The organism is Microbacterium sp. TPD7012 (assembly GCF_003075395.1).
Lineage (GTDB): Bacteria > Actinomycetota > Actinomycetes > Actinomycetales > Microbacteriaceae > Microbacterium.
The window spans coordinates 79,468-103,721 of record NZ_QDFV01000008.1; the positions used below are offsets into that span (position 1 = coordinate 79,468).

Sequence of the window (24,254 nt, forward strand, 5' to 3'; positions counted from 1 at the left end):
GGACGGGGCGAGCCGAAGCCCGCCCCGTCCGGATGACTAGTGTCGCGCTGAGATCACTCAGCAGCGGCGACGATGTTGACGACCTTGCGGCCGCCCTTCGCGCCGAACTGGACCGCACCGGCGGCCAGAGCGAACAGCGTGTCGTCGCCACCACGGCCGACGTTCACGCCGGGGTGGAAGTGCGTGCCGCGCTGGCGGACGATGATCTCGCCGGCGAGGACCTGCTGACCGCCGAAGCGCTTGACGCCAAGTCGCTGAGCGTTGGAGTCACGACCGTTGCGGGTGGAGCTTGCGCCCTTTTTATGTGCCATGTCCTGGTCTCCTCGGTCTTACTTGATGCCGGTGATCTTGACGCGCGTGAGCTCCTGGCGGTGGCCCTGACGCTTCTTGTAGCCGGTCTTGTTCTTGTACTTCTGGATGATGATCTTCGGGCCGCGGAGGTTGCCGATGACCTCGGCCGTGACCTTGACCTTCGCCAGCTTGTCAGCGTCGGTGGTCACCGTGGCGCCGTCGACGAGCAGCACAGCGGCAAGCTCGATCTTCTCGCCCTGGGCAGCCTTGACACGGTCGAGCTGAACGATCGTGCCGACCTCGACCTTCTCCTGCCGCCCACCGGCGCGCACTACTGCGTAAACCACTTCATACCTGTTTCGTTGGGGAGCACGCGGCTCCGAGAATCTCACGGGAAGACTGTTGCTTGCATGCGTCGCAGGACGACGAGTGCGAAAGCAAGGCTCTCCGCTCCGACCGACGAGGACGGGACGGCATACGCACCAAGGGACTACTTTACCGGATGCGGAGCGGTGTCGCAAAGCGAGCCGGGTGGCGTGTCCGCGTCCTAGGCTTGCGGGATGACCGTACTCGTCGACGACCCGCTCTGGCCCGCGCACGGGCGCCTCTGGGCCCACCTGGTGAGCGACGCCGATCTCGACGAGCTGCACGCCTTCGCGAAGGCGCACGACGTCCCCGCGCGCGCCTTCGACCTGGATCACTACGACGTTCCCGCCGACCTGGTCCCCCGGCTCATCGCCGGGGGCGCCGAGCACGTCGCGGGCAAAGAGCTGGTGCGACGACTGATCGCCTCAGGACTCCGTGTCCGCGGACGCGACCGGCGCCGCTGACGCGTCGTTGTTGACCGACACCGGGGTACCGGTGAGCGCGGCCGTGCTCACGCGACGACGTCCTCGGCCCTGACCGGGAGCCTTGGGCTCCGGCAGCGCGTCGAGAACCGAGTCGAGCAGCGCCTCCGCCGGCGACTTGGGCGCCTTGCGGTCGGAGCCGCGCTTCTTCCTCGGCTTCTTCGCGCGCTCCGGCGCAGCGCTCTGCGCCGCCTCGGCCGAACCGGCATCCGCGGCGATCTCGACCGGCTCGATGCTGGGTGCCAGGGTCGACGCGGCGATCTGCGCGAGCGCCGACTTGGCGCCCTCGGGAATGCTGTGCGTGACGTTCGGCGCGGGCGGCGCGCTCTGGCTCTGGCCGTTGCCCCCGCCGCGCTGGCGGCGGTTGCCCTGGCTGTTGCCGTTCCCGTTGCTGCGATCGTTGCCGTTGGAGCGGTGCTTGACGACCGGGTCGTGGTGCACGATGACACCGCGACCGGCGCAGACCTCGCACGCCTCGCTGAAGGTCTCCAGCAGGCCCAGGCCGAGCTTCTTGCGCGTCATCTGCACGAGACCGAGCGAGGTGACCTCGGCGACCTGGTGCTTCGTCCGGTCGCGGCTCAGGCACTCGATCAGGCGACGCAGCACGAGGTCGCGATTGGACTCGAGGACCATGTCGATGAAGTCGACGACGATGATGCCGCCGATGTCGCGCAGACGCAGCTGGCGGACGATCTCCTCCGCGGCCTCGAGGTTGTTCTTGGTGACCGTCTCCTCGAGGTTTCCGCCCGAGCCGACGAACTTTCCGGTGTTGACGTCGACGACCGTCATGGCCTCGGTGCGGTCGATCACGAGCGAGCCGCCGGAGGGCAGCCAGACCTTGCGGTCCAGCGCCTTCTCGATCTGCTCGGTGATGCGGAACGCGTCGAACGGGTCTGTCTCGTCCTCGTAGGCCTCGACCCGCTCGAGCAGGTCGGGAGCGACGCTCTCGAGGTACGCGCGGATGGTGCGCTGCGACTCGTCGCCCTGGATGAGCATCTTCGTGAAGTCCTCGTTGAAGACATCCCGGACGATCTTGACGAGCAGGTCCGGCTCCGCGTGCAGGAGGGCCGGCGCCTGCTGGTTCTCGACCTGCTTCCGGATGTGCTCCCACTGCGCGGTGAGACGCTGCACGTCGCGCGTCAGCTGGTCCTCGGTGGCCCCCTCGGCGGCGGTACGGACGATCACACCGGACGACTCGGGCAGCACCTCCTTGAGGATGCGCTTCAGACGGGCGCGCTCGTTGTCGGGCAGCTTGCGGCTGATGCCGTTCATCGAGCCGCCCGGCACGTACACGAGGTAGCGGCCGGGAAGCGAGATCTGGCTAGTCAGGCGAGCACCCTTGTGCCCGATCGGGTCCTTCGTGACCTGCACGAGCACGCGGTCGCCCGGCTTGAGAGCGAGCTCGATGCGACGCGGCTGGTTGCCGGTCTCGACGCCGTCCCAGTCGACCTCGCCGGAGTACAGCACGGCGTTGCGGCCGCGGCCGATATCGACGAACGCGGCTTCCATGCTGGGGAGGACGTTCTGCACGCGGCCGAGGTACACGTTGCCGATCAGCGACGCGTCCTGGTTGCGGGCGACGTAGTGCTCGACGAGGACGCCGTCCTCGAGGACGCCGATCTGCGTGCGGCCGTTCTTGGCACGGACGACCATCTTGCGATCGACCGACTCGCGCCGGGCGAGGAACTCGGCCTCTGTCACGACCGGGCGACGACGACCTGCGTCACGCCCGTCGCGGCGGCGCTGCTTCTTCGCCTCGAGACGCGTCGAGCCCTTAATGGCCTTCGGCTCGGTGATGTACTCGACGACGCGCTGACGCGGACGGGGCTCGTCCCGCTGGTCATCGCCTTCGGAACCGCCGCGACGGCGGCGTCCTCGGCGGCCGGATGCCGGCTCGTCCTGGTCGCGCTCGGCGATGCGGTCGAAGATGCGCTCGTTGCGCTCGGGGCGCGCCGGGAGCGGCACGATCTCGGGCGCGTAGAAGTGCAGCTGGGTGGAGACCTGGGAGACGAACACCTCGGGCAGCAGGCCCAGCGACACCGCGGTCACGGGTGCTGCGACCTCGGGCTCCTCAGCCGGCTTCGTCTCCTCGGCCGCCTTCGTCTCAGTCTCGGCCGCCGGCTCCGCCGGGAGCTCAGCGTCATCAGCGGGCTTCACGTCCGACTCGATCTCGAGGCTGGAGGCGACGAGGGCCTCGGCGATCACCTCGGCGTCGCCCTCCGGCGCATCGACGGTCTCGTCCTCGACCGGCGTCGCCTCGGCGACGGACGTCTCGTCGACGCCCGCAGCGGATGCTCCACCGTCAGCCTCGTCCGCGGCGATCTCGGCCTCGGCGACCGCGACAGCGACGGCCTCGGAGTCGATGATCGGCTCGTCGGTGGTCGGCGCCTCCGCCGGCGCGGCCTGCTCGGCCGCCTCGCCCTCACGCGTCGCGTCAGTCTCGGAAGCCGTCGACTCCGTCAGAGACTCCGCGGCCTCAGCCGAGGTGTCGAGGGTAGGGACGTTGTTGTCATTGTTCTCATCGGCCATCTCTGGCTTGCTCCCTGCGCAGAGCACCAGGTGCTCCGCGAAATCTCATGCGACACCCGCGGGTGCCGCGAACTCAATCGAAGTGCGACCGGCTCATGGCTCTGATCGCGTGGGGCCATGGGGCCCCGAAGTCTGCGTCGATGCGCGTGACGGCGGCGCCGTCCATCGCATCACAGGCCATTATCGCACCAAGTCGCGTGGAATACGGCATCCCACCGTCGAGCCCGCGTTTTCTCCGGCCTGTTCTCGTCGCATCCATAGCCGTCACTGAGATAATCCCGATATGAGCGAGCAGCGCACCCGCCCCGTGGTCTACGCCGTCTGGTTGATCATCGCCGGCGTCATCGGCTGGTTCGCCGCCTTCCAGCTGACGATGGACAAGTTCATCCAGCTGGCGAATCCGGAGGCCGATCTCAGCTGCAACGTCAGCGTGATGATCCAATGCGGCAAGAACCTCGACTCCTGGCAGGGCGAGCTGTTCGGCTTCCCGAATCCGATCCTCGGCATCGCGGGCTGGATGGCCCCGATCTTCGTGGGCGTGGCACTCCTGGCCGGAGCGCGCTTCCCCCGGTGGTTCTGGGCGACGTTCGGGGCGGGGGTCCTCCTCGCCTTCGTCTTCGTCTGCTGGCTCATCGGTCAGAGCCTCTACGCTCCGAACCTCGGCGTGCTGTGCCCCTGGTGCATGCTCACCTGGTCGGTCACGATCCCGACGTTCTTCGCGACCATGCTCCATCTCACGCGCAACGGGACGTTCACCGGCAACGAGAAGGTCAAGGAGCGGGCGAACCGCCTCATGGTCTGGGTTCCGCTGGCGACGATCCTCGCCTACGCCGTCATCATCCTGCTCGTGCAGCTCCGCGGTCTCGACCTCCTCGGCGAGGTCATCGGCATGATCTCCTGATTCGCACCGCACGGACGACGAAGCCCGCCGGGATCCGAGGATCCTCCGGCGGGCTTCGTCGTACGTGGTCTCAGTCGAACCAGATGCCGAGTTCGCGCGCGGCGGACTCGGGGCTGTCGGAGCCGTGCACGAGGTTCTGCTGCACCTTCAGGCCCCAGTCGCGACCGAAGTCGCCGCGGATCGTGCCGGGCGCAGCCGTGGTCGGGTCGGTGGTGCCGGCGAGCGAGCGGAAACCCTCGATCACGCGGTTGCCCGCGAGACGGATCGCGACCGACGGGCCGGAGAGCATGAACTCGAGCAGCGGCTCGTAGAAGGGCTTGCCCTCGTGCTCGGCGTAGTGCGCGGCGAGGAGGTCGCGGTCCGGCTCGACGAGGCGGATGTCGACGAGCGCGTAGCCCTTCGCCTCGATGCGCGCCAGGATCGCTCCGGTGAGGCCGCGGGCGACGCCGTCGGGCTTGACGAGGACGAGTGTTTCTTCGGTGGCCATGTCATTCACTCTCTGTCTGAGTCTCGGTCGAGGGCTCGGCGGGACGTCGTGCGTCCAGGCGGGCCCCCATGATCGTCGCATACGCCCACATGCCGCCGAAAATCAGGACGACGAGCAGGATGGCCGGTTCGAGGAACGCCGCCAGCGCGATGACGACCTGGATGACCCAGCCTGCAGCGATCGCCCACGGCTTGGTGATCATGCCGGCGACGGCGATGCACGCCAGACCGACGACCGCACCGGCGACGATCGCCCACCAGGGCTCGATGCCGGCGGGGAGAGCCTTCAGGCCGAAGATCGTGAGCCCGGCGAGGAACACCACGATCGCCTCGAAGCCCAGCACGATCGGTGCGAGCTTCTGCACGAGCGTGCGCGGCGGACGAGGCCGGCGGGCGGGCGCGGCATCCGCACTCACGCGCGCCACCCCGACTTCCAGTCCTCTTCTTCGGCGAGGGCGATGGCCTCGCCGGCCAGCACGACGGATCCGGCGATGACCACGGCGCGACGGTCCGACGATGCCGCCCATTCGCGCGCGGCGTCGGCGGCGTCGGCCAGGGAGTGATGCACGGTGGCGCGGTGACCCGCCTGCTCGACCAGGTCGGCGATGGCATCCGCATCGCTCGCCCGGTCGGAGTCGGGTGCTGTGGCGAACACGTGCGCCGCCGCCGGAGCGAGCTGCGCGATGATGCCCGCGGCGTCCTTGTCGGAGAGCACGCCGAGCACGAGGCCCCACTCGTCGAAGTCGAAGCTGTCGTCGAGCGCCTGCGCGAGCGCCTTCGCGCCGTGCGGGTTGTGGGCGGCGTCGACGACGACGGTCGGGGCGATGCCGAGCAGCTGCAGGCGCCCCGGTGAGGTGGCGCCCTGCAGGCCGTCGGTGATGACCTCGGCGGCGATGCGCTGGGTGCCGCCGCCGATGAGCGACTCGACCGCCGCGATGGCGAGAGCGGCGTTGTGGCCCTGGTGGGCGCCGTAGAGAGGCAGGTACTCCTCGACGTACTCCCCCGCCAGACCGCGGATCGAGAGGAGCTGTCCGCCGACGGCGAGCTTCTGGTCGACGAGTCCGAACTCCTCGCCCTCGAATGCGATCGTCGCGTGGCGCTCGGCTGCGACGCGTCGCAGCACCTCGGCGGCCTCCGGCGGCTGCTGAGCCGACACCACGGCGGCGCCCTCCTTGATGATGCCGGCCTTGACCTGGGCGATCTCGGCGATCGTGTTCCCGAGCCGATCCGCGTGATCGATGTCGATCGGAGCGAAGACTGCGACGTCGCCGTCTGCGGTGTTCGTCGAGTCCCACTCGCCGCCCATGCCGACCTCGAGCACGAGCACGTCGATCGGCGCATCCGCCGCGGCCACGAAGGCCAGGACGGTGAGCAGCTCGAAGAAGGTGAGGGGCGCGTCGCCTGCGGCCTCGAGCTCGGCGTCGACGATGTCGACGAACGGCTCGATCTCGTCCCAGGCGTCGGCGACCGCGGCATCGTCGATCGGCTCACCGTCGATCATGATGCGCTCGGTGAAGCGCTCCAGATGCGGACTCGTGAACAGGCCCGTGCGCAGGTCATGGGCCCGCAGGAGGCTCTCGATCATCCGCGCGGTCGAGGTCTTGCCGTTCGTGCCCGTGATGTGCACGACCCGGTACGTCCGCTGCGGGTCGTCGAGGAAGGCGAGGATGCGCGCGGTGCGCTCCTTGCGCGGCTGCACCCAGCGCTCCCCCGCACGACTCAGCAGGGCCTCGTAGACCGCGTCGGCCCGTTCGCGATCGCTCATGACGCCGCCTTTCCGCTGACGACCGCCGTGGCATCGATGGTCACGATGATCGGTGCCTTCGTGGCGCCGAGCGCGCGGGCGCCGGAGCGGAAGACCCCGTCACCCGGACTGGTCACGTCATCCACCAGCGTCTCCATCTCCTCCGTCGCCTGCACGGCGAACGCCACCGAGAGCGTCTCGGCCGCGATCAGCTCCGCGTGCTCCTCGAGCGCCGCGGCGTGCTCCGGTGCGGCGTTGAGCGCGAGGACGATGCGGTCGCTGACGTCGAGGCCCGCGTTCTTGCGCGCCTCCTGGACGACACGGATCGCATCTCTGGCGAGCCCCTCCGCCTCGAGCTGCGGCGTGGTCTGCGTGTCGAGCAGCACGAAGCCGCCCGACGGCACGATGGCGAGTGCCTCGCCCTCGGGTCGACCGGTGGTCTCCAGCGCGAGTTCGTACTCGGAAGGCTCCAGAGCCAGCCCGCCGGCGGTCACCACACCGTCGACCTGCGACCAGTCGCCGGCCTTCGCCGCCTTGATCACCGTCTGGACGTTCTTGCCCAGACGCGGACCGGCCGCTCGGGCATTCACACTGAGGCGGTGCGTGATGCCGTAGTCGGCGGCCGTGCTCTCGGCGAGCGTCACCAGCTCGACCGCCTTGACGTTGAGCTCCTCGCGGAGGATGTCCTCGAACTGCCCGAGCGACGCGGCCTGCGGCGACACGACCGTGAGGCGGGCCAGCGGCAGGCGCACTCGCAACTTCTCCTTCTTGCGGAGCGCGTTTCCGACGCTGGAGAGCTCGCGAACGGCATCCATCGCATCGCGGATGTCGTCGGCTGCCGGGAACGCGGCGGCGTCCGGCCAGTCCTGCAGGTGCACGCTGCGGCCGCCGGTGAGCCCCTGCCAGACGCGCTCACTGACCAGCGGCACGAGCGGGGCGGCGACGCGGGTCAGCGTCTCCAGCACCGTGTAGAGCGTGTCGAAGGCCTCCCGGCTCTTCGGGTCGTCGGTCACGCCGACCCAGAACCGGTCGCGCGAGCGCCGGATGTACCAGTTCGTCAGGACCTCGGCGAAGTCGCGCAGACGAGCGGACGCCGTCGTCGAGTCGAGGCCTTCCAGGTCGGAGCGCACCTCGCGCACGAGGTCGCCCAGGCGCGCCAGGATGTAGCGGTCGAGCACGTCGGTCGAATCCGTGCGCCACGACGCCTCATATCCGTCCGGGCCCGAAGCGTTGGCATACGTCGCGAAGAAGTACCAGGAGTTCCACAGCGGCAGCAGGAACTCGCGGACGCCGGCGCGGATCCCCTCCTCCGTCACGGCGAGGTTGCCGCCGCGCAGAACGGAGCTCGACATCAGGAACCAGCGCATCGCGTCGGAGCCGTCGCGGTCGAGCACCTCGGACACGTCCGGGTAGTTCCGCAGCGACTTCGACATCTTGTAGCCGTCGCTGCCGAGCACGATGCCGTGGCAGCTGACGCCCGTGAACGCGGGACGGTCGAAGAGCGCGGTGGACAGCACGTGCATGACGTAGAACCATCCGCGGGTCTGCCCGATGTACTCGACGATGAAGTCGGCCGGCGCGTGCGAGTCGAACCACTCCTGGTTCTCGAACGGGTAGTGCACCTGCGCGTACGGCATCGAGCCGGAGTCGAACCACACGTCGAACACGTCCTCGATGCGGCGCATCGTGCTCTTGCCGGTGGGGTCGTCCGGGTTCGGGCGGGTGAGGTCGTCGATGTACGGGCGGTGCAGGTCGATCTCGCCCTCGGGGTTGCGCGGCAGCGTGCCGAAGTCGCGCTCGAGGTCCTCCAGCGATCCGTAGGCGTCGACGCGCGGGTACTCGGGGTCGTCGCTCTTCCAGATCGGGATCGGCGAGCCCCAGTAGCGGTTGCGGCTGATCGACCAGTCGCGTGCGCCCTCGAGCCACTTGCCGAACTGGCCGTGCTTGACGTTCTCCGGCACCCAGGTGATCTGCTCGTTGTTCGCGAGCATGTCGTCCTTGATGTCCGTGACGCGGATGAACCAGCTCGACACGGCCTTGTAGATCAGGGGGTTCCGGCAGCGCCAGCAGTGCGGGTACGAGTGCTCGTAGCTCTGCAGACGGATGAGGCGTCCGTTGTCGCGGATGATCCGGACGAGCGGCGTGTTCGCCTCCATCCAGAGCTCCCCGGCGACGTCGGTGACGTTCGGGAGGAAGCGACCGCCGTCGTCGAGCGAGAGGATCGTGGGGATGCCAGCGGCTCCCGCCACCCGGAGGTCGTCCTCACCGAAGGCCGGAGCCTGGTGCACGATGCCGGTGCCGTCCGTCGTGGTGACGTAGTCGTCGACGAGGATGCGCCAGGCGTTCTCGGTGCCGTAGGTCTCGGCATCCGCGTAGTAGTCGAACAGCCGGTCGTAGGTGACGTCCTGCAGCTCGGAGCCGCGGACGGTCGCGTCGACGGCGGCGAGCGCCTCCTCGGCGTTCTCGTAGCCGAGGTCCTTCGCGTATCCGCCGAGCAGATCGCGTGCGAGCAGGTAGCGGTGGGCGGAGGCCTCGACCGCCGCATCCGTCGTTCCCGGTGTCTGATGCACGTCGGCCGCGCCGGCCGGACCCGCGGGGAGGACGACGTAGTCGATGTCGGGTCCCACGGCGAGCGCGAGGTTCGTCGGGAGGGTCCAGGGCGTGGTCGTCCAGGCGAGGGCCCGCACGCCGGTGAGGCCGAGCGACTCCGCCTTGGCGCCGGTCAGCGGGAACGTGACCGTGACCGAGGGGTCCTGACGCATCTGGTACACGTCGTCGTCCATGCGGAGCTCGTGCGCCGAGAGCGGCGTCTCGTCGCGCCAGCAGTACGGGAGCACCCGGTACCCCTCGTAGGCGAGACCCTTGTCGTACAGGGTCTTGAACGCCCACAGCACGCTCTCCATGTAGCCGAGGTCGAGCGTCTTGTAGCCGCGGTCGAAATCGACCCAGCGGGCCTGACGGGTGACGTAGTCCTGCCACTCGTGCGTGTACGCCAGCACCGAGCTCTTCGCCTTCGCGTTGAAGACGTCGATGCCCATGGCCTCGATCTCGCTCTTCTCGGTGATGCCGAGCTGCTTCATCGCCTCGAGCTCGGCGGGGAGCCCATGGGTGTCCCAGCCGAAGACGCGGTCGACCTTGTGGCCGGTCATGGTCTGGAAGCGCGGGAACACGTCCTTCGCGTAACCCGTGAGCAGGTGACCGTAGTGGGGCAGACCGTTGGCGAACGGCGGACCGTCGTAGAACACCCACTCGGGCGATCCCTCGCGCTGCGCGATCGAGGCGCGGAAGGTGTCGTCGGCCTTCCAGAAGTCGAGCACCTCCTCCTCGATCTGGGGGAAGCGGGGGCTCGGCGCGACGGAGTCGGCGGCGGGGCCGAAGGAGGAGGTCCCTGAGCTTGTCGAAGGGCGGGGGTAGGTCATCGTGTCTCGCAGTGATCGTCGTGGCGGATGCTCCTGCGAGGACGATCCTCGCGGACCGCGGTACCACCTCGCGTGCGCGCCTCACGGCGGGCCACTCTCACTGCGGCTGTGACGGGCCTGCCCCGCTCGGTTCTACTGACTTCTGCCTGCGCTGAGCCTGCCGAAGCGTTCTTCCGAGAGCTCCCCGGTGATGCCGGATCGATGCTCGTGCGTCCATTGTACGCTCCGGCGCGGAGGCCTGCGCCGCGCGTGAGCGCCCCGCGCGGAGATGTGCTCTTCGCAAGGCCGGATACGGCCGATGCATCCTTGCGAGGCGCACATCTCCTTTCGACGTGTACGCCTCATCGCGCGAGATGGTGGCCCTGAGCGACCGCGCGCATGATCAGATCCTGCACGGACGCCCAATGGCCGGCGATCCAGATCTGCACCAGGACGCGCAGCTTCAGCCAGCGAAGCCGCTCGCGCACGTAGGTCTCAAGCCCGGCATCGGCGAACGGCGACGCGCGGAGCAGGATCCCCCTCGCGGCCGGCTTCCAGGCGAGGCCGTGCAGCGACTCCACCGTCACCAGTCCCCCGTGGAGCGCCGATTCCCAGGTCGCGAGTGCCTGTTCGAATGGCTCGCATTCGGCGATGTGCGCCAGGACGTTCTCCACCGGGTCGGCCAGCGCGTCCGGATGCCGCGGCAGAGGCGCCCGTCCCCGGTGCAGCTTCGCATCCACGGGGAGCTGCGGCGCGCTGTGCGGCGGCACCGCGAAGTGCGGTCGACCACGGTGATCATGCAGCCACAAGCCGAGACGGCTCGCCTGAGTGCGGCAGGTCAGCACCACCCCCAACCGTGCGGCGGCCACCAGCTGCCTGTCGGCATCCGTCGCCGCGATCCATCCGCGACGAGGTCTCGTGATGATCCCTCGCGCCACGCCCGCATCGACCGTCCGGCGGGAGAACCCCCGCTCCGCGACGACCACAGAGCGAGCGACCCCGCCGAGAACGGTGAGGAAGGCGGACAGTTCATCGAGGCGCGTCATCCGGAACAGCCTGGCGCTCCGGCATCCGTCGTCGCGTCGCCCCGCCGCGAGGACGCCGCAGATGTGGACAGGTCGAAAGGGGCACTCCCTGTGCAGCGAGACGGGCGCGGCGATTCCACCCCCTACGCCGGCCACCCGCCCGCCCGCCCGTGCGACTCGTACGCCAGCGCAGGACAAGAACGTCTGACAAGGTCGACCTGCCGCAGAATGCCCTTGTCTGGCGCACGAGTCCTGTCCAGGCGCACGGGCGACGCGACTGTCGGTCCGCCCCACTAGCCTCGACCCATGCCCCGCACGACAGAATCTCCCGCTGCACCCCGCGTCTCCCCTCCCGACCTTCCCGACGTGTTCGAGCCGGCCGCCCCGACGCGCAGCGGCGACCTCCTCGCCGCGAGCCTCGACCTCACCGCGAGCGCCGATCTGGCCTACGCGTCGCTCGAGCAGTGCACGGTGCGCGCCGACGCCGACGAGGTCGACCTCACCGGAGCGACGATCCTCGACGTCGCGATGGACGGCGTCCGCATCGCGTCGCTGAAGATGCGCGACGCCGGCATCCGGCGGCTGCGGATCAGCGGAGGCCGGATCGGCACGCTCGACCTCAGTGGGGCGCGCATCAACGAGCTCGAGCTCCGCGACCTGCGCATCGACTACTTGAACCTCGGTGCCGTGCGCGCGACCGACGTCGAGATCTCCGGCTGCCGCATCCGCGCGATCGATCTGCCCCAGGCCGAGGTCACCCGCGCGCGCTTCACGGCCACGTCGAGCGACGAGGTCGATCCCCGGGGCATGAAGGCGAAGGACGTGGACCTGCGCGGTCTCGACGCCCTCGCCTATCTCGATGCGAACAGCCTGCGCGGCACCACGCTCACCGGGTTCCAGGTGCAGCAGCTCGCCCCCGTGATCGCCGTCGGCCTGGGTATCCAGATCAAGGAGTGACGGTTCCGCTCGCGTCGAGCAGCTCCCGGGTGAACGGATGCTGCGGCGCGGAGAAGACGTCACCCGTCGCCCCCTGCTCGACGATGCGCCCGTCCTGCATCACGATGATGTCGTCGGCGACCGCGCCCACGACGTCGAGATCGTGCGAGACGAGGATCATCGTCAGCCCGCGCTCCTGCTGCAGCCTCGTCAGCAGACCCAGGATGCGCTCGCGCACCGACGGGTCGAGGGCCGAGACCGGCTCATCGAGCACGAGCACCTCCGGTTCGGCGGCGAGCGCCCGGGCGATGGCCGCGCGCTGGCGCTGGCCTCCGGAGAGCGCGGCCGGACGCCGGTCGGCGAGAGCAGGGTCGAGGTCGACCTCGGCGAGAAGGGCGGCCACACGTGCGGCACGTCGGGCGCGAGGAACGCCTCCCGCCTCGAGCGCCTCCCGCAGCGAGCGTCCGACCGTCCACCGCGGATCGAAGGCCCCGAGCGGGTTCTGATGCACGAGCTGCACGCGACGATCGCCGATCCAGCGCAGGGTTCCCTCATCCGGCTGCTCGACACCGACGATCATGCGCGCCAGAGTCGTCTTGCCCGACCCCGACTCCCCCACGACACCGAGCGTGCGCCCCTCGGCGACCGAGAACGATGCCGCGACGACCGCGGGGACCTCGCCGAAGCTCTTCGACGCCTCCACGACGGCGAGCACGGGAGCGGACGCCGCCGATGACGAGACCCGCGGCTCGTGCATCGTCGCCGCGATGAGCTGTCGCGTGTACTCGTGCTGCGGTCGTCCCAGCACATCGGCGACCGGCCCGCTCTCGACCACCTCTCCGCGGCGCATCACGAGCACCCGGTCCGCGAGCCTGCGGACGGCGGCGAAGTCGTGACTGATGAAGACCACGGCCGTCCCGGTGTCGGCGATCTCGCGCAGCAGGTCCAGGACACGTGCCTGCACCGTCGCATCGAGCGCGGTGGTCGGTTCGTCCGCCACGAGGACGGCTGGATCCGCGGCGATGGCCGAGGCGATCAGCGCGCGCTGTCGCTGCCCGCCGGACAGCTCGTGAGGGTACTGGCGGATGCGGCGCTCGGCATCCGGCATCCACACGCGCGCCAGCAGCGAGCGCACCCGTTCGGCCAGCGCGGTGCGACCGTGGACGATGCCGTGCAGCCGCAACGGCTCGGCGATCTCGGCGCCGATGCGCTGCAGCGGGTCGAGCGACACCAGCGCGTCCTGCGAGACGAGGCCGATGCGCGCACCGCGCAGCTTCCGCCACTCGCGCTCACCGAGAGCTGCGGCATCCGTGCCGTCGATCACGAGCCGGTCGACGTGCACGTCGGCATCGGTCGGCGTCAATCCGAGGAGGGCGCGTGCGGTGAGCGACTTGCCGGCGCCGGACTCCCCGACGATCGCGACGCACTCGCCCGGCGCGACCGTGAGCGAGACACCGTCGACGACGCTCGCTCCGTCGAAGGCGATCCGCAGTCCCTGCAGCTCGAGTGCGGCGCTCATGGCGTACGGCCCTCTCCCCGTGCCCGCAGGATCCGTCCGACGACCGTCGCCGAGACCACTGTGAGCGTGATGGCGATGCCGGGGAACACGGAGATCCACCAGGCCTGCCCCAGCACGTTGCGTCCGCCGGCGAGCATCAGCCCCCACTCCGGCGTCGGCTCGGACGGACCGAGACCGAGGAAGCTCAGGCCTGCGGCGGCGAGGATGCTCGATCCGATGCCGATCGTGGCGAGCACGCTCAGCGAGCCGAGCACCCCCGGCGCGACGTGCCGGAGGAATGCCCGGAGAGGAGGGACGCCGAGGATGCGCGCCGCCTCGACGTGCTCCGCGACCCGCAGCGTGCGCGTCTGCACCCGGGCGAGGCGGATGTAGACCGGGCCGGCGGCGAGCGTCACGGCGATCGCGATGTTCACCGGCCCCGGGCCGAGCACCGCGACGACGACGAGTGCGACCAGGAACTCGGGGAACGCCATGAGGACGTCGTTGATGCGCATCATCGCCGCGTCGATGCCGCGCGGCGCGACGCCGGCGAGCGCCCCGAAGAGGAGACCTCCGACGAGGGCGATGCCGGTGGCGAGCAGACCGATGCCCAGCGAGCGTCCGGCTCCGTACACGACCCGCGAGTACACGTCGCGCCCGCTCTGATCGGTGCCGAAGAGGTGCTCGGCACCGGGCGGCAGGAGCGCAGACTGCACGTCGGTCTGCAGCGGGTCGTGGGTCGCGAGGACACCGGGCCAGAGCGCCGCGAACGCGATCACGAGCAGGACGGTGACCGCGACTCCGAACAGCCACCGCTGCGCGCGCCTCATCGGCCACCGCCGGAGCGCGCGGCCCTCACCCGAGGATCGATCAGCGGATGCAGCAGCTCGACGATGAGGTTCACGGCGACGAACACGACGGCGCTCAGCAGGATGATCCCCGTGATGACCGGAAGATCACGGTCGCTGATGGCGGCGAGTGTGACGCGTCCGAGGCCGGGACGAGCGAACACGGTCTCCACCAGCACAGCCCCGCCCAGTACCGAGCCGGTCAGGTAGGCGGCGAGGGTCACGGCTCCCGCGGCACCGTGCCGCAGGCCGTGCCGCAGCGTGAACCAGGTGGGACCGGCGCCGCGCGCGCGGACGGTCTCGGCGAACGGCATCCGCTCCGCCTGCACGAGCCCGTCGCGGAGCACCTGGCTCAACAGCGCCGCCACCGGGAGCGCCAGGGTGATCGCGGGCAGCACGATCGTCGCGGGATTGCGGGCGCCCGAGACCGGGAACCATCCGAGCCCGAACGCGAAGACGCTGAGCAGGATCAGCCCGATCCAGAACACCGGAGACGACAGCACCACGAGCTCGATCCCCGCCGCGACGGCGCGACCGGCTTGACCGCGGACGAACAGCGCCACGGCCAGCGCTAGCACGACCGCGATCAGGAGCGCGAGCACCGAGAGCTGCAGCGTCGCACCGAGCTGCCGCCCGATGACCTCGGTCACCGGCATCCGCAGCTGGTACGACTCGCCGAGATCACCACGCGCGAGCTGGCCGATGTACGTCAGGTACTGCTCGAGCGGTGGTCGGTCGAGACCGAGGTCGGCACGGATGCCGTCCTTGACCGCCTCGCTCACCTGCGCCTGCGGTCCGAGCATCACCGACACGGGATCACCAGGGATCACCCGGAAGGCGAGGAACGCGACCGTCGCGGCGCCCCACAGGACGATGACGACGGATGCTGCGAGGCCGGCGACACGGAGCAGCACAGCCTTCACAGCACGTGCCCTTCGATCAGCCGACGCTCACATCGTAGAACAGCGGCCGACCGTACAGGTCGTAGGCGAGTCCCTTCACACGCTCGCCGACCGCGGTGATCGCGGACGGGCTGTAGAGGGGCACGATCGCCGTGTGCTCGGCGTTCCACTCCTGCAGCTGCGTGTAGAGCACGTTGCGCTCGTCCTGGTCGCTCGACGCGACGGCCTGCTCGAGCAGAGCGTCGACCGCCGGATCGGACACCTGCGACGCGTTCTGGAAGCCGTCCGTGTGCAGGTGGCTGCGCAGGAAGTCGGGATCCACGCCGGAGAAGCCCCAGTCGGTGAGGTCGAACGTCTTCGGGCCGTACTGCTCGTTGTACGCACCGGGCTCCAGCACCTCGCGGACCACGTCGATGCCGATCTCCTTGAGGTCGGACTGGATCGCGTTCGCGAGAGCGGCGCGGTCGTCGGGGACCGGCGTCCAGGCGATCCAGCGCACGGAGAGCGGCTGCCCGCCCTTGGTGCGGATGCCGTCGGCATCGCGTTCCGTCCATCCGGCTTCGTCGAGGAGCGCGTTGGCGGCGTCCTGGTCGAACTCCCATGTTCCTTCGAGAGAGGCGTCGTACCCGGGGGTGGTCGATCCCAGCACGCTCCAGGCGCGCGGGAACTGGCCGAAGAAGATCTCCTTCACGGCCGGATCGATGTCGATCCCGCGGGCGAACGCCTGCCGTACCTTCTCGTCGGCGAAGACGCCGTACTTCTCGTTGAGGTACAGCGAGTACGGCAGTCCGGGGTACTCGACCGAGTCGACCGTGAGGCCGTCACCGAGGTCCTTCGCCAGGTTCGGCGGGATGTTGCTGGCGAGGTCGGCCTCGCCGCTCTCCACGACGCCGGCACGCACCGACGCCTCGGGCTGGATCTCGACCCGGAGCGTCTCGACCTTCGGTGCCTTCTCGCCGTGCGGGCCCCAGGCGTAGTCGTCGTTGCGCGTGTAGACGATCTCCTGGTCGGGCGTGTACTCGGTGAGCTCGAACGGGCCGGTGCCGACGGTGATGCCGGGGCCGCCCGCCTTCAGCTGGTCAGCGGACTCCTCGAGGACCGCCGGCGAGTAGAACCCGAGCTGCGGCGTGCTCGCCGCCTGCAGGAACGGCGCATAGGGCTGCGTGAACGTCACCTTCACCGTGTGGTCGTCGACGACCTCGGTGCCGGCGTAGAAGTCCGCACCGAGCATGCTGGCGGCCTGAGCCGACGCGGTCTCGGGATCGACGATCCGGTCGAAGTTCGCCTTCACCGCGGCGGCGTCGAACGGCTCGCCATCGGTGAACGTCACGTCGTCGCGGAGCGCGAAGGTGTACTCGGTGCTGTCGTCCGACACCTCCCACTCCTTCGCCAGCCACGGCGTGAAGGAGCCGTCCTCCTCCTGGAAGACCAGCGAGTCGAGGACCGCGCGCTGCACCATGCCGGAGACGTCGAGCTGGCTGACCTGCGGGTCCATGTGCCCGGCCGAGAGGTTCGCTCCTTCGATCGACCAGACGAGCTCGCCGTCGCTCCCGCCGGAGGGCCCGGCGCAGGCTGTCAGCACGAGCGCGGTGGCGGCGGCGAGCGCGGCGAAGGGCAGGAGACGACGCGCGGGATGTGCGGGCATGACGATTCCTCAGAACGAACGGGTCGGGATGCCTCAAGTCTATGACCGAATTGTTGGACCGGGTCGATCTGTGTGGCTCCGATCGACCCGGCCCCCTCCGGCGGGAGCACATCCGCGGCTCGCTAGACTGGTCGACACACCCCACACTCAGGCACGCTCACACAGTGCCGCATACATCGCGCAAGGAGACCGTCATGTCTATTCCCGACAAGCCCGCACTCGAAGGTCTCGAAGCGAAGTGGGACGCCGCCTGGGCGGAGCAGGGGACCTACCTGTTCGACCGCCTCCGCGCGGCACAGGCCGGACGCGAGGGCGTCTACTCGATCGACACCCCGCCGCCCACGGCATCCGGAAGCCTGCACATCGGCCACGTGTTCTCGTACACGCACACCGATGTCAAGGCACGATACGAGCGCATGCGCGGCAAGACGGTGTTCTACCCGATGGGCTGGGACGACAACGGCCTGCCCACCGAGCGACGCGTGCAGAACTACTACGGCGTGCGCTGCGACCCGTCCCTCCCCTACGACGCGGACTTCACTCCCCCGTTCGAAGGCGGCGACAACAAGTCGAGCCGTGCGGCCCACCAGCAGCCGATCAGCCGCCGCAACTTCATCGAGCTCTGCGAGCGCCTCACGATCGAGGACGAGAAGCAGTTCGAGGCGCTGTTCCGCCAGCTCGGGCTCAGCGTCGACTGGACCCAGACGTACCGCACCATCTCGGATGACACGATCCGTCAGAGCCAGCTGGCGTTCCTGCGCAACATCGAGCGCGGCGAGGCCTACCAGGCGCTGGCCCCCACGCTCTGGGACATCGACTTCCGCTCGGCCATCGCGCAGGCCGAGCTCGAGGACCGCGACCAGCAGGCCGCGTACCACACCATCGAATTCCCCTTCGCGGACGGCTCCGGCTCCATCGCCGTCGACACCACCCGCCCGGAGCTGCTCCCGGCGTGCATCGCGATCGTGACGCACCCGGAGGGTCCGCACAAGCACCTCATCGGCACGAAGGTGCGCACGCCCTTCTTCGACGCCGAGATCGAGATCCACGGCCACCACCTCGCCCAGCCCGACAAGGGCACCGGTGCGGCGATGGTCTGCACGTTCGGTGACGTGACCGACATCATCTGGTGGCGCGAGCTGCGCACCACCGCCGGAGAGTCTCTCCCGAACATGACCACGATCGGCCTGGACGGGCGCTTCCTGCCCGAGGCGCCCGCATCCGTGGGCGCGGACGAGGCCACCGCCTGGTACGCCGAGAACATGGGCGGCAAGACCGTGTTCAGCGCGCGCAAGGCGCTCGTGGAGAAGCTGCAGGAGACCGGCGACATGACCGCGGTCGGCAAGCCCTTCAACCACGCCGTGAAGTTCTTCGAGAAGGGCGATCGTCCGCTCGAGATCGTGTCGACCCGCCAGTGGTACATCCACAACGGCGCCCGCGACGGCGAACTGCGGGACCAGCTCATCGCACACGGCACCGAGCTCGCCTGGCACCCCGAGTTCATGCGCGTGCGCTACGAGAACTGGGTCGGAGGCCTGACCGGCGACTGGCTCGTGTCGCGGCAGCGCTTCTTCGGCGTGCCCATCCCCCTCTGGTACGGCCTCGACGAGAACGGGGAGCGCGACTACGACCGCGTGCTCGCGCCCGACGCCGAGTCCCTCCCGATCGACCCGACGACCGACGTCCCCGCCGGGTACACCGAGGATCAGCGTGGCGTGGCCGGCGGATTCGACGCCGAGGCCGACATCCTCGACACCTGGGCGACGTCGTCGCTCACCCCGCAGCTGGCCGGCGGCTGGCAGCGCGACGAGGAGCTGTGGCAGCTCACCGCGCCCTTCGATCTGCGCCCGCAGGGCCAGGACATCATCCGCACCTGGCTGTTCTCGACGATGCTCCGTTCCACGCTCGAAGACGGCAGGACGCCGTGGCGCAACGCCGCGATCTCCGGCTTCATCGTCGACCCCGACCGCAAGAAGATGTCGAAGTCGAAGGGCAACGTCGTCACGCCCGCCGACGTGCTGGACAATCACGGATCGGATGCCGTGCGCTACTGGGCGGCATCGAGCCGTCTGGGCATGGACGCGGCGTTCGACCCGCAGAACCCGACGCAGGTGAAGATCGGCCGACGCCTGGCGATCAAGGTGCTCAACGCGGCGAAGTTCGTGCTGTCCTTCCCCGTGCCCGAGGGCGCGCAGATCACGCACGCACTCGACGCGTCGATGCTCTCCGCCCTCGACAGCGTGGTCGTCGAGGCGACGAAGGCCTTCGACCGCTACGACGCGGCCCGCGCGCTCGAGCTCACCGAGGCGTTCTTCTGGACGTTCTGCGACGACTACCTGGAGCTCGTGAAGGAGCGCGCCTACAACCAGGCCGACGTGGGGCAGGCATCCGCCGCACTCTCGCTGCGCCTGGCCCTGTCGACCCTGCTGCGTCTGCTCGCCCCGGTGCTGTCGTTCGCCACGGAAGAGGCCTGGTCCTGGTTCGAGGAGGGTTCCGTGCACACGGCTGCGTGGCCGGTGGCCGGGTCCCTGAGCTCGGCGGAGGGCGAGGGCGACCCCGCCGTGCTGTCCGTGGCGAGCGAGGCGCTCATCGGCATCCGGCGCGCGAAGACCGAGGCCAAGGCCTCGCAGAAGACCCCGGTCTCCCGCGCCGTCATCGCCGCTCCCGCCGAGAAGCTCGCCGCCCTCCGCGCCGCGGCCGACGACCTCCGCGCCGTCGGCCGCATCGCGGAGCTCGAGTTCGTCGAGGCGGAGGAGTTCGCGGTCACCGCGATCGAGCTCGCTCCGGTCGAGGACGCCTGATGCAGCTGGGCACTCGCTGGGCAGCGGGATCGGAGCCACCGGCTTCGGTGCCCGCGGCCCTGCGTCCGGCGATCGCCGAGGTCGAGGCGGATCTGTCCGCGTCGAGCGGGTCGAAGGGCCATTGGACCCTCACCTGGCTGGAGGGCAGGGCGATCGCCGAGCTCGATGCCGGCTGGGAGGTCTTCCAGACCGCCGCAGGCGACATCGTGGCCCGTCCGTTCCAGGACTGACCCCGCACCTGCAACCAGATCAGCGCAGCGGGAGCCCCAGCTGCGCGAGAGCGAGGTCGACGGCACGCGGGTCCTGCTTGCGGGCCTGCTGTTCGCGGAGCATGTCGAGGGCGATCTCGCGGCGCTCGGCGCGCGCGGCGATGCGCCACTCGACGTGACGGACGATCCCGAGCGCGGTGCGCTGGAGCATCCGCTCGAAGGGTGTGGGGGTGGCGAGGCGGAGCGTCGCGGTGGTCATGATCCCTCCTCAGGGATGTTCCGGCGGCTGTCCGCCTGGGGCAGGTCGAAGATCTCGGCACGCAGGGACACGCGCCGCACGTCGGGCCCGGTCTGCCCGCGGAAGCGCTCGATCGCGCTCTCGACGATCGCTTCGAGCTCACCGCGGAGCTCCATCACCTGCGCGGCCGTCATGTCGAGGTGCGTCGTCATCGTCAGTCCGACGTCGCGCCACTCCTCGGGCACCTCGGACTGCGGACGGTTGAGGTAGGTCATCAACGTCTCATGGCGCAGGCGGAAGAACTCCGACGTCACGATCTGGGCGGCTGCGCGGTTCGCCGGCGACATGGTCTCGTCCGGACCGGGCATGTCGATGCGTCCCTTGGGTCGCTCCCACCACCGCTCCCGCGCGGTGCCGCGGCCTTCGACCTCGCGGATCAGGTCGTGCGCGGCGAGGGCACGAAGGTGATAGCTCGTCGACCCCGACGTCTCGCCGACCAGCGCGGCGAGCGAGCTCGCGGTCTGCGGCCCCTGGGACGCGAGGATGTCGAAGATCCGCACCCGCAGCGGATGCGCGAGAGCCTTGAGCGCCCCCGAGTCGAGGGTCCTGATCTGCGTGTCATCCGTCATGCATGCAAAGATACTCTTGCAAAGACTTCTTTGCAAGTATTCCTTTGCAACAGATTCTCTGCACAGGAAGGAGTCAGCCCACCGACTCCCGTGCCGCGACGAACGCCGCGACGCACCGGTCGATCTGCTCGGCGGTGTGCGCGGCCGAGAGCTGCACGCGGATGCGGGCGAGACCGCGCGGCACCACCGGGAAGCTGAACGCGGTGACGAAGATCCCCTGCGCCTGCATCTCCTTCGCGATCAGCGCGGTCTTCGCGGCGTCGCCGAACATCACCGGCACGATGGGGTGCTCCCCCGGGAGCAGGTCGAAGCCCTCAGCCGTCATCCGCTCACGGAAGTGCGCGGCGTTCTCGCGGAGCCGGGCGCGCAGGTCGGCGGAACCCTCCACCAGATCGAGCGCCGTCAGCGTGCCGGCGACGATCGCCGGAGCGAGGGTGTTCGAGAACAGGTACGGGCGCGAGCGCTGGCGCAGCAGGGCGACGATGTCGGCGTGCGAGGCGACATATCCCCCGGATGCTCCGCCGAGGGCCTTCCCGAAGGTCCCGGTGTAGATGTCGACGCGATCCGCGACGCCGCAGAGCTCCGGGGTGCCACGACCGTTCTCACCGACGAAGCCCACGGCGTGCGAGTCATCGACGAACACGAGTGCGTCGTAGCGCTCGGCGAGGTCGCAGATCTCTGCGAGCGGGGCGATGTACCCGTCCATCGAGAAGACGCCGTCCGTCACGACCACACGGAACCGCGCATCGGATGCCGCACGCAGCTGCTCCTCGAGATCCGCCATGTCGCGGTTGCGGTAGCGCAGTCGGCGCGCCTTCGAGAGACGGATGCCGTCGATGATCGAGGCGTGGTTGAGCTCGTCCGAGATGATCGCGTCCTCGGCGCCGAACAGCGTCTCGAAGACGCCGCCGTTCGCGTCGAAGCACGACGAGTAGAGGATCGCGGCCTCGGTGCCGAGGAAGCCCGCGAGGCGACCTTCCAGCTCCAGGTGCTGTTCCTGGGTGCCGCAGATGAAACGCACGCTGGCAAGGCCGTAGCCCCACTCCTGCAGCGCTGTCGTCGCCGCGTCCAGGATCCGCGGGTCGTCCGCGAGACCCAGGTAGTTGTTGGCGCAGAAGTTCAGCACCTCGGCGCCGTCGGCGGTGATCTCGGCGCTCTGCGCACCGCGGATGCCGCGCTCACGCTTCGTGAGGCCCGCCTCCTCGATCCCCGCCAGCTCCGACTCCACATGCTTCTGGAATGTCCCGTACATCACAGCTCCGTCCAATCGAGGATGATCTTGCCCGTGCCCGCGGACTCCGCCGCGGCGAAACCCGACTCCCAGTCCCGCGCAGGGATGACATCGGCGATGACGCGGCCGATCGAGTCCCGGAGCGTCGCACTGGTCTGCAGCATCGCCCCCATCGCGTTCCAGGTCTCGAACATCTCCCGTCCGTAGATGCCCTTGATGGTGAGCATGTGGGTCACGAGCTTGCCCCAGTCGATCTCGAAGCCCGCGCTCGGCAGGCCGAGCATCGCGATGCGCCCGCCGTGGTTCATGTTGTCGATCATCGCCGGAAGAGCGGCTGCCGAGCCACTCATCTCGAATCCGACGTCGAAGCCCTCGCGCAGGCCGAGCACGCGCTGCGCGTCGCGGATGTCGCGCTTCGAGACGTCGACGACCTCGTCGGCTCCCATCCGGCGTGCCATCTCCAGCCGCGGGGCGCTGACGTCGGTCGCTGTGATGAAACGTGCGCCGGCGTGCCGCGCGACCGCGATCGCCATGAGGCCGATCGGACCGCACCCGGTGACCAGCACGTCCTCCCCGATGAGCGGGAAGGTGAGGGCGGTGTGAACGGCGTTGCCGAGGGGATCGAAGATCGCGCCCAGCTCGGGGCTCACCTCGGCGTGATGCACCCAGACGTTCGTGGCGGGCAGCGACAGGTACTCGGCGAACGCGCCGTCGCGCTGGAGTCCGAGGCCGATCGTCCGGATGCACATCTGACGTCGCCCCGCGCGGCAGTTCCGGCAGGTGCCGCACACGATGTGCCCCTCTCCGGAGACGCGATCGCCCACGGCGATGTCGTGCACGAGGGGTCCGACCTCGACGACCTCGCCGTAGAACTCGTGCCCGGGGATGAGCGGCGCGGCGATCGCGGATGCGGCCCAGTCGTCCCAGCGGAGGATGTGCAGGTCGGTTCCGCAGATCCCGGTGCGGAGCACCCGGATGATCACCTCATCCGCGGCGGCCACCGGATCGGGCCGGTCGACGAGTTCGAGACCTGCACCGCGTGCGCCTTTGAACAGTGCCTTCATGGTCTCGATCCCACCTCATCGAACCCTGTAGAGCAATCCTCATTGTCTGCACCATCGTTGTAGCTCGAACTAAACTCTCGGGATGGAACTCCATCAGCTGCAGATCCTGCGGGAACTGCATGCGCTCGGCAGCGTCACCGCCGTGGCCGAGGCCCTGCGTGTGACCCCCTCGGCGGTCTCGCAGCATCTCGCGGCTCTGCAGCGCGGCTTCCGCAGCCCCCTCACCCGCCGAGAGGGCAGGACCCTCGTCCTCACTCCCGCCGGTGAGGTCCTCGCGGCGGCCGGTGCCGACGCGATCGATGCGATGGCGGCGGCGCGGAACGCCCTCGACGACTTCGAGGGCACGGCCACCGGCGTGGTGAGCGTCAGCGGCTTCCACAGCGTGGGCCAGGCGCTGTTCGGCCCCCTGCTGCGCGATCTCTCCGATGTCCCCGACGCACCCACCGTGCAGCTCACCGACGAAGACGTCGCGCAGAGCGAGTTCCCCGGGCTCACGGCCCGCTACGACCTCGTGCTGGCACATCGCATGGAGCACTCCGATCCGTGGCCGCCCCAGGGAGTGCGCAGTCTGACGCTCATCCGCGAACCCCTCGACGTGGCCGTCCCGGCCTCGCATCCGCTCGCGTCACGCCGCAGTGTCACGCCGCAGGACGTCGCGGGTGAGCGATGGGTGACGAGCCGCGTCGGATACTCCCCCGATGACGTGCTCCGCGCCGTATCCGCGGTCGCGAAGCGGCCGATCGAGGTGCAGCATCGCATCAACGACTACGGCGCGGTGTCGGCGGTCGTCGCTGCGGGCGGCGTGCTGGGCATGCTGCCCCGCTTCACCTCGCGCGGCGTGGACGACCGCGACATCGTCCGCGTGCCGCTGCGCGGTGTAAGCACCCACCGCATGATCGATCTGCTCGCTCGACCGGAGAACCTGCGGCGCCGCTCGGTGCGGCTCACCGTCGACGCGCTGCAGCGGGTGATGACCATGCTGAGCGAGAACGCCTCCTGAGCGCGAGCCGTGCCGATGGCTAGGCTCGGAG

Annotated in this window: 22 protein-coding genes; 6 read left to right on the plus strand and 16 right to left on the minus strand. The window is 69.5% G+C overall.

Features of this window, described 5'->3' with window-relative positions:
- Positions 1 to 53: 53 nt before the first annotated feature.
- Both rpmA and rplU read right to left on the minus strand, forming a co-directional pair.
- Positions 54 to 311, minus strand: coding sequence for a 50S ribosomal protein L27 (gene rpmA / locus DC434_RS18065; RefSeq protein ID WP_028501603.1), 258 nt, complete (start codon positions 309 to 311; stop codon positions 54 to 56).
- A gap of 18 nt (positions 312 to 329) precedes the next feature.
- On the minus strand, positions 330 to 638 hold the full coding sequence (rplU, locus tag DC434_RS18070) for a 50S ribosomal protein L21 (RefSeq protein ID WP_046012653.1): 309 nt from the start codon (positions 636 to 638) through the stop codon (positions 330 to 332).
- A gap of 213 nt (positions 639 to 851) precedes the next feature.
- On the opposite strand from rplU, the gene DC434_RS18075 reads away from it, so the two are divergent.
- The gene (locus tag DC434_RS18075; RefSeq protein ID WP_116636707.1) at positions 852 to 1,121 is read left to right on the plus strand and encodes a DUF4031 domain-containing protein; all 270 of its coding nucleotides are present in this window, start codon (positions 852 to 854) and stop codon (positions 1,119 to 1,121) included.
- Here DC434_RS18075 and DC434_RS18080 read toward each other — a convergent pair.
- Positions 1,083 to 3,668 (minus strand): Rne/Rng family ribonuclease, encoded by a 2,586-nt coding sequence (locus tag DC434_RS18080; RefSeq protein WP_116636708.1) that lies wholly within the window; start codon positions 3,666 to 3,668, stop codon positions 1,083 to 1,085. The genes DC434_RS18075 and DC434_RS18080 overlap by 39 nt on opposite strands.
- 283 nt (positions 3,669 to 3,951) lie before the next feature.
- On the opposite strand from DC434_RS18080, the gene DC434_RS18085 reads away from it, so the two are divergent.
- Positions 3,952 to 4,569 carry a vitamin K epoxide reductase family protein gene (locus DC434_RS18085; protein ID WP_116636709.1) on the plus strand — a complete coding sequence of 206 codons (618 nt, stop codon included), beginning with the start codon at positions 3,952 to 3,954 and terminating at the stop codon, positions 4,567 to 4,569.
- A gap of 70 nt (positions 4,570 to 4,639) precedes the next feature.
- Here the strand turns inward: DC434_RS18085 and ndk are convergent, their stop codons facing one another.
- The 5 genes from ndk to DC434_RS18110 form a co-directional block, all read right to left on the minus strand.
- A complete protein-coding gene (gene ndk / locus DC434_RS18090; RefSeq protein ID WP_067120383.1) occupies positions 4,640 to 5,056 on the minus strand; it encodes a nucleoside-diphosphate kinase in 417 nt (138 codons plus the stop codon).
- Between the two features lies 1 nt (position 5,057).
- Complete coding sequence (locus DC434_RS18095) at positions 5,058 to 5,480, minus strand: DUF4233 domain-containing protein (RefSeq protein ID WP_116636710.1); 423 nt, start codon at positions 5,478 to 5,480, stop codon at positions 5,058 to 5,060.
- Entirely contained in the window at positions 5,468 to 6,820 is a 1,353-nt protein-coding gene (locus tag DC434_RS18100) for a folylpolyglutamate synthase/dihydrofolate synthase family protein (RefSeq protein ID WP_116636711.1), read from the minus strand. Before DC434_RS18100 ends, DC434_RS18095 begins: the two co-directional genes overlap by 13 nt.
- On the minus strand, positions 6,817 to 10,218 hold the full coding sequence (ileS, locus tag DC434_RS18105) for an isoleucine--tRNA ligase (RefSeq protein ID WP_116636712.1): 3,402 nt from the start codon (positions 10,216 to 10,218) through the stop codon (positions 6,817 to 6,819). The genes DC434_RS18100 and ileS overlap by 4 nt, the downstream gene beginning before the upstream one ends.
- Before the next feature lie 341 nt (positions 10,219 to 10,559).
- On the minus strand, positions 10,560 to 11,243 hold the full coding sequence (locus tag DC434_RS18110) for a DNA/RNA helicase (RefSeq protein ID WP_116636713.1): 684 nt from the start codon (positions 11,241 to 11,243) through the stop codon (positions 10,560 to 10,562).
- Between the two features lie 285 nt (positions 11,244 to 11,528).
- Between DC434_RS18110 and DC434_RS18115 the strand changes: the two genes are divergently transcribed.
- Positions 11,529 to 12,179: a pentapeptide repeat-containing protein gene (locus tag DC434_RS18115; RefSeq protein ID WP_116636714.1), complete on the plus strand. Its 651-nt coding sequence runs from the start codon at positions 11,529 to 11,531 to the stop codon at positions 12,177 to 12,179.
- Here DC434_RS18115 and DC434_RS18120 read toward each other — a convergent pair.
- The 4 genes from DC434_RS18120 to DC434_RS18135 are packed head-to-tail and all read right to left on the minus strand — an operon-like array spanning position 12,169 to position 17,051.
- A complete protein-coding gene (locus DC434_RS18120; protein ID WP_116636715.1) occupies positions 12,169 to 13,677 on the minus strand; it encodes an ABC transporter ATP-binding protein in 1,509 nt (502 codons plus the stop codon). The genes DC434_RS18115 and DC434_RS18120 overlap by 11 nt on opposite strands.
- A complete protein-coding gene (locus DC434_RS18125) occupies positions 13,674 to 14,486 on the minus strand; it encodes an ABC transporter permease (protein WP_116636716.1) in 813 nt (270 codons plus the stop codon). The genes DC434_RS18120 and DC434_RS18125 overlap by 4 nt, the downstream gene beginning before the upstream one ends.
- The gene (locus tag DC434_RS18130) at positions 14,483 to 15,427 is read right to left on the minus strand and encodes an ABC transporter permease (protein WP_116636717.1); all 945 of its coding nucleotides are present in this window, start codon (positions 15,425 to 15,427) and stop codon (positions 14,483 to 14,485) included. The genes DC434_RS18125 and DC434_RS18130 overlap by 4 nt, the downstream gene beginning before the upstream one ends.
- A 16-nt stretch (positions 15,428 to 15,443) precedes the next feature.
- Complete coding sequence (locus DC434_RS18135) at positions 15,444 to 17,051, minus strand: ABC transporter substrate-binding protein (RefSeq protein ID WP_116636718.1); 1,608 nt, start codon at positions 17,049 to 17,051, stop codon at positions 15,444 to 15,446.
- A gap of 194 nt (positions 17,052 to 17,245) precedes the next feature.
- Here DC434_RS18135 and valS point away from each other — a divergent pair, with 194 nt between their 5' ends.
- On the plus strand, positions 17,246 to 19,852 hold the full coding sequence (gene valS / locus DC434_RS18140; RefSeq protein WP_116636719.1) for a valine--tRNA ligase: 2,607 nt from the start codon (positions 17,246 to 17,248) through the stop codon (positions 19,850 to 19,852).
- A complete protein-coding gene (locus DC434_RS18145) occupies positions 19,852 to 20,082 on the plus strand; it encodes a hypothetical protein (RefSeq protein WP_116636720.1) in 231 nt (76 codons plus the stop codon). Before valS ends, DC434_RS18145 begins: the two co-directional genes overlap by 1 nt.
- A 19-nt stretch (positions 20,083 to 20,101) precedes the next feature.
- Here the strand turns inward: DC434_RS18145 and DC434_RS18150 are convergent, their stop codons facing one another.
- From DC434_RS18150 to tdh, 4 genes are all read right to left on the minus strand, one after another.
- Complete coding sequence (locus tag DC434_RS18150) at positions 20,102 to 20,320, minus strand: hypothetical protein (RefSeq protein ID WP_116636721.1); 219 nt, start codon at positions 20,318 to 20,320, stop codon at positions 20,102 to 20,104.
- The gene (locus DC434_RS18155; protein ID WP_116636722.1) at positions 20,317 to 20,928 is read right to left on the minus strand and encodes a helix-turn-helix domain-containing protein; all 612 of its coding nucleotides are present in this window, start codon (positions 20,926 to 20,928) and stop codon (positions 20,317 to 20,319) included. Before DC434_RS18155 ends, DC434_RS18150 begins: the two co-directional genes overlap by 4 nt.
- Before the next feature lie 73 nt (positions 20,929 to 21,001).
- Complete coding sequence (locus DC434_RS18160) at positions 21,002 to 22,180, minus strand: glycine C-acetyltransferase (RefSeq protein ID WP_116636723.1); 1,179 nt, start codon at positions 22,178 to 22,180, stop codon at positions 21,002 to 21,004.
- Positions 22,180 to 23,223, minus strand: coding sequence for an L-threonine 3-dehydrogenase (tdh, locus tag DC434_RS18165; protein ID WP_116636724.1), 1,044 nt, complete (start codon positions 23,221 to 23,223; stop codon positions 22,180 to 22,182). The genes DC434_RS18160 and tdh overlap by 1 nt, the downstream gene beginning before the upstream one ends.
- A gap of 82 nt (positions 23,224 to 23,305) precedes the next feature.
- On the opposite strand from tdh, the gene DC434_RS18170 reads away from it, so the two are divergent.
- Positions 23,306 to 24,223 (plus strand): LysR family transcriptional regulator, encoded by a 918-nt coding sequence (locus DC434_RS18170; RefSeq protein WP_116636725.1) that lies wholly within the window; start codon positions 23,306 to 23,308, stop codon positions 24,221 to 24,223.
- Positions 24,224 to 24,254 lie beyond the last annotated feature (31 nt).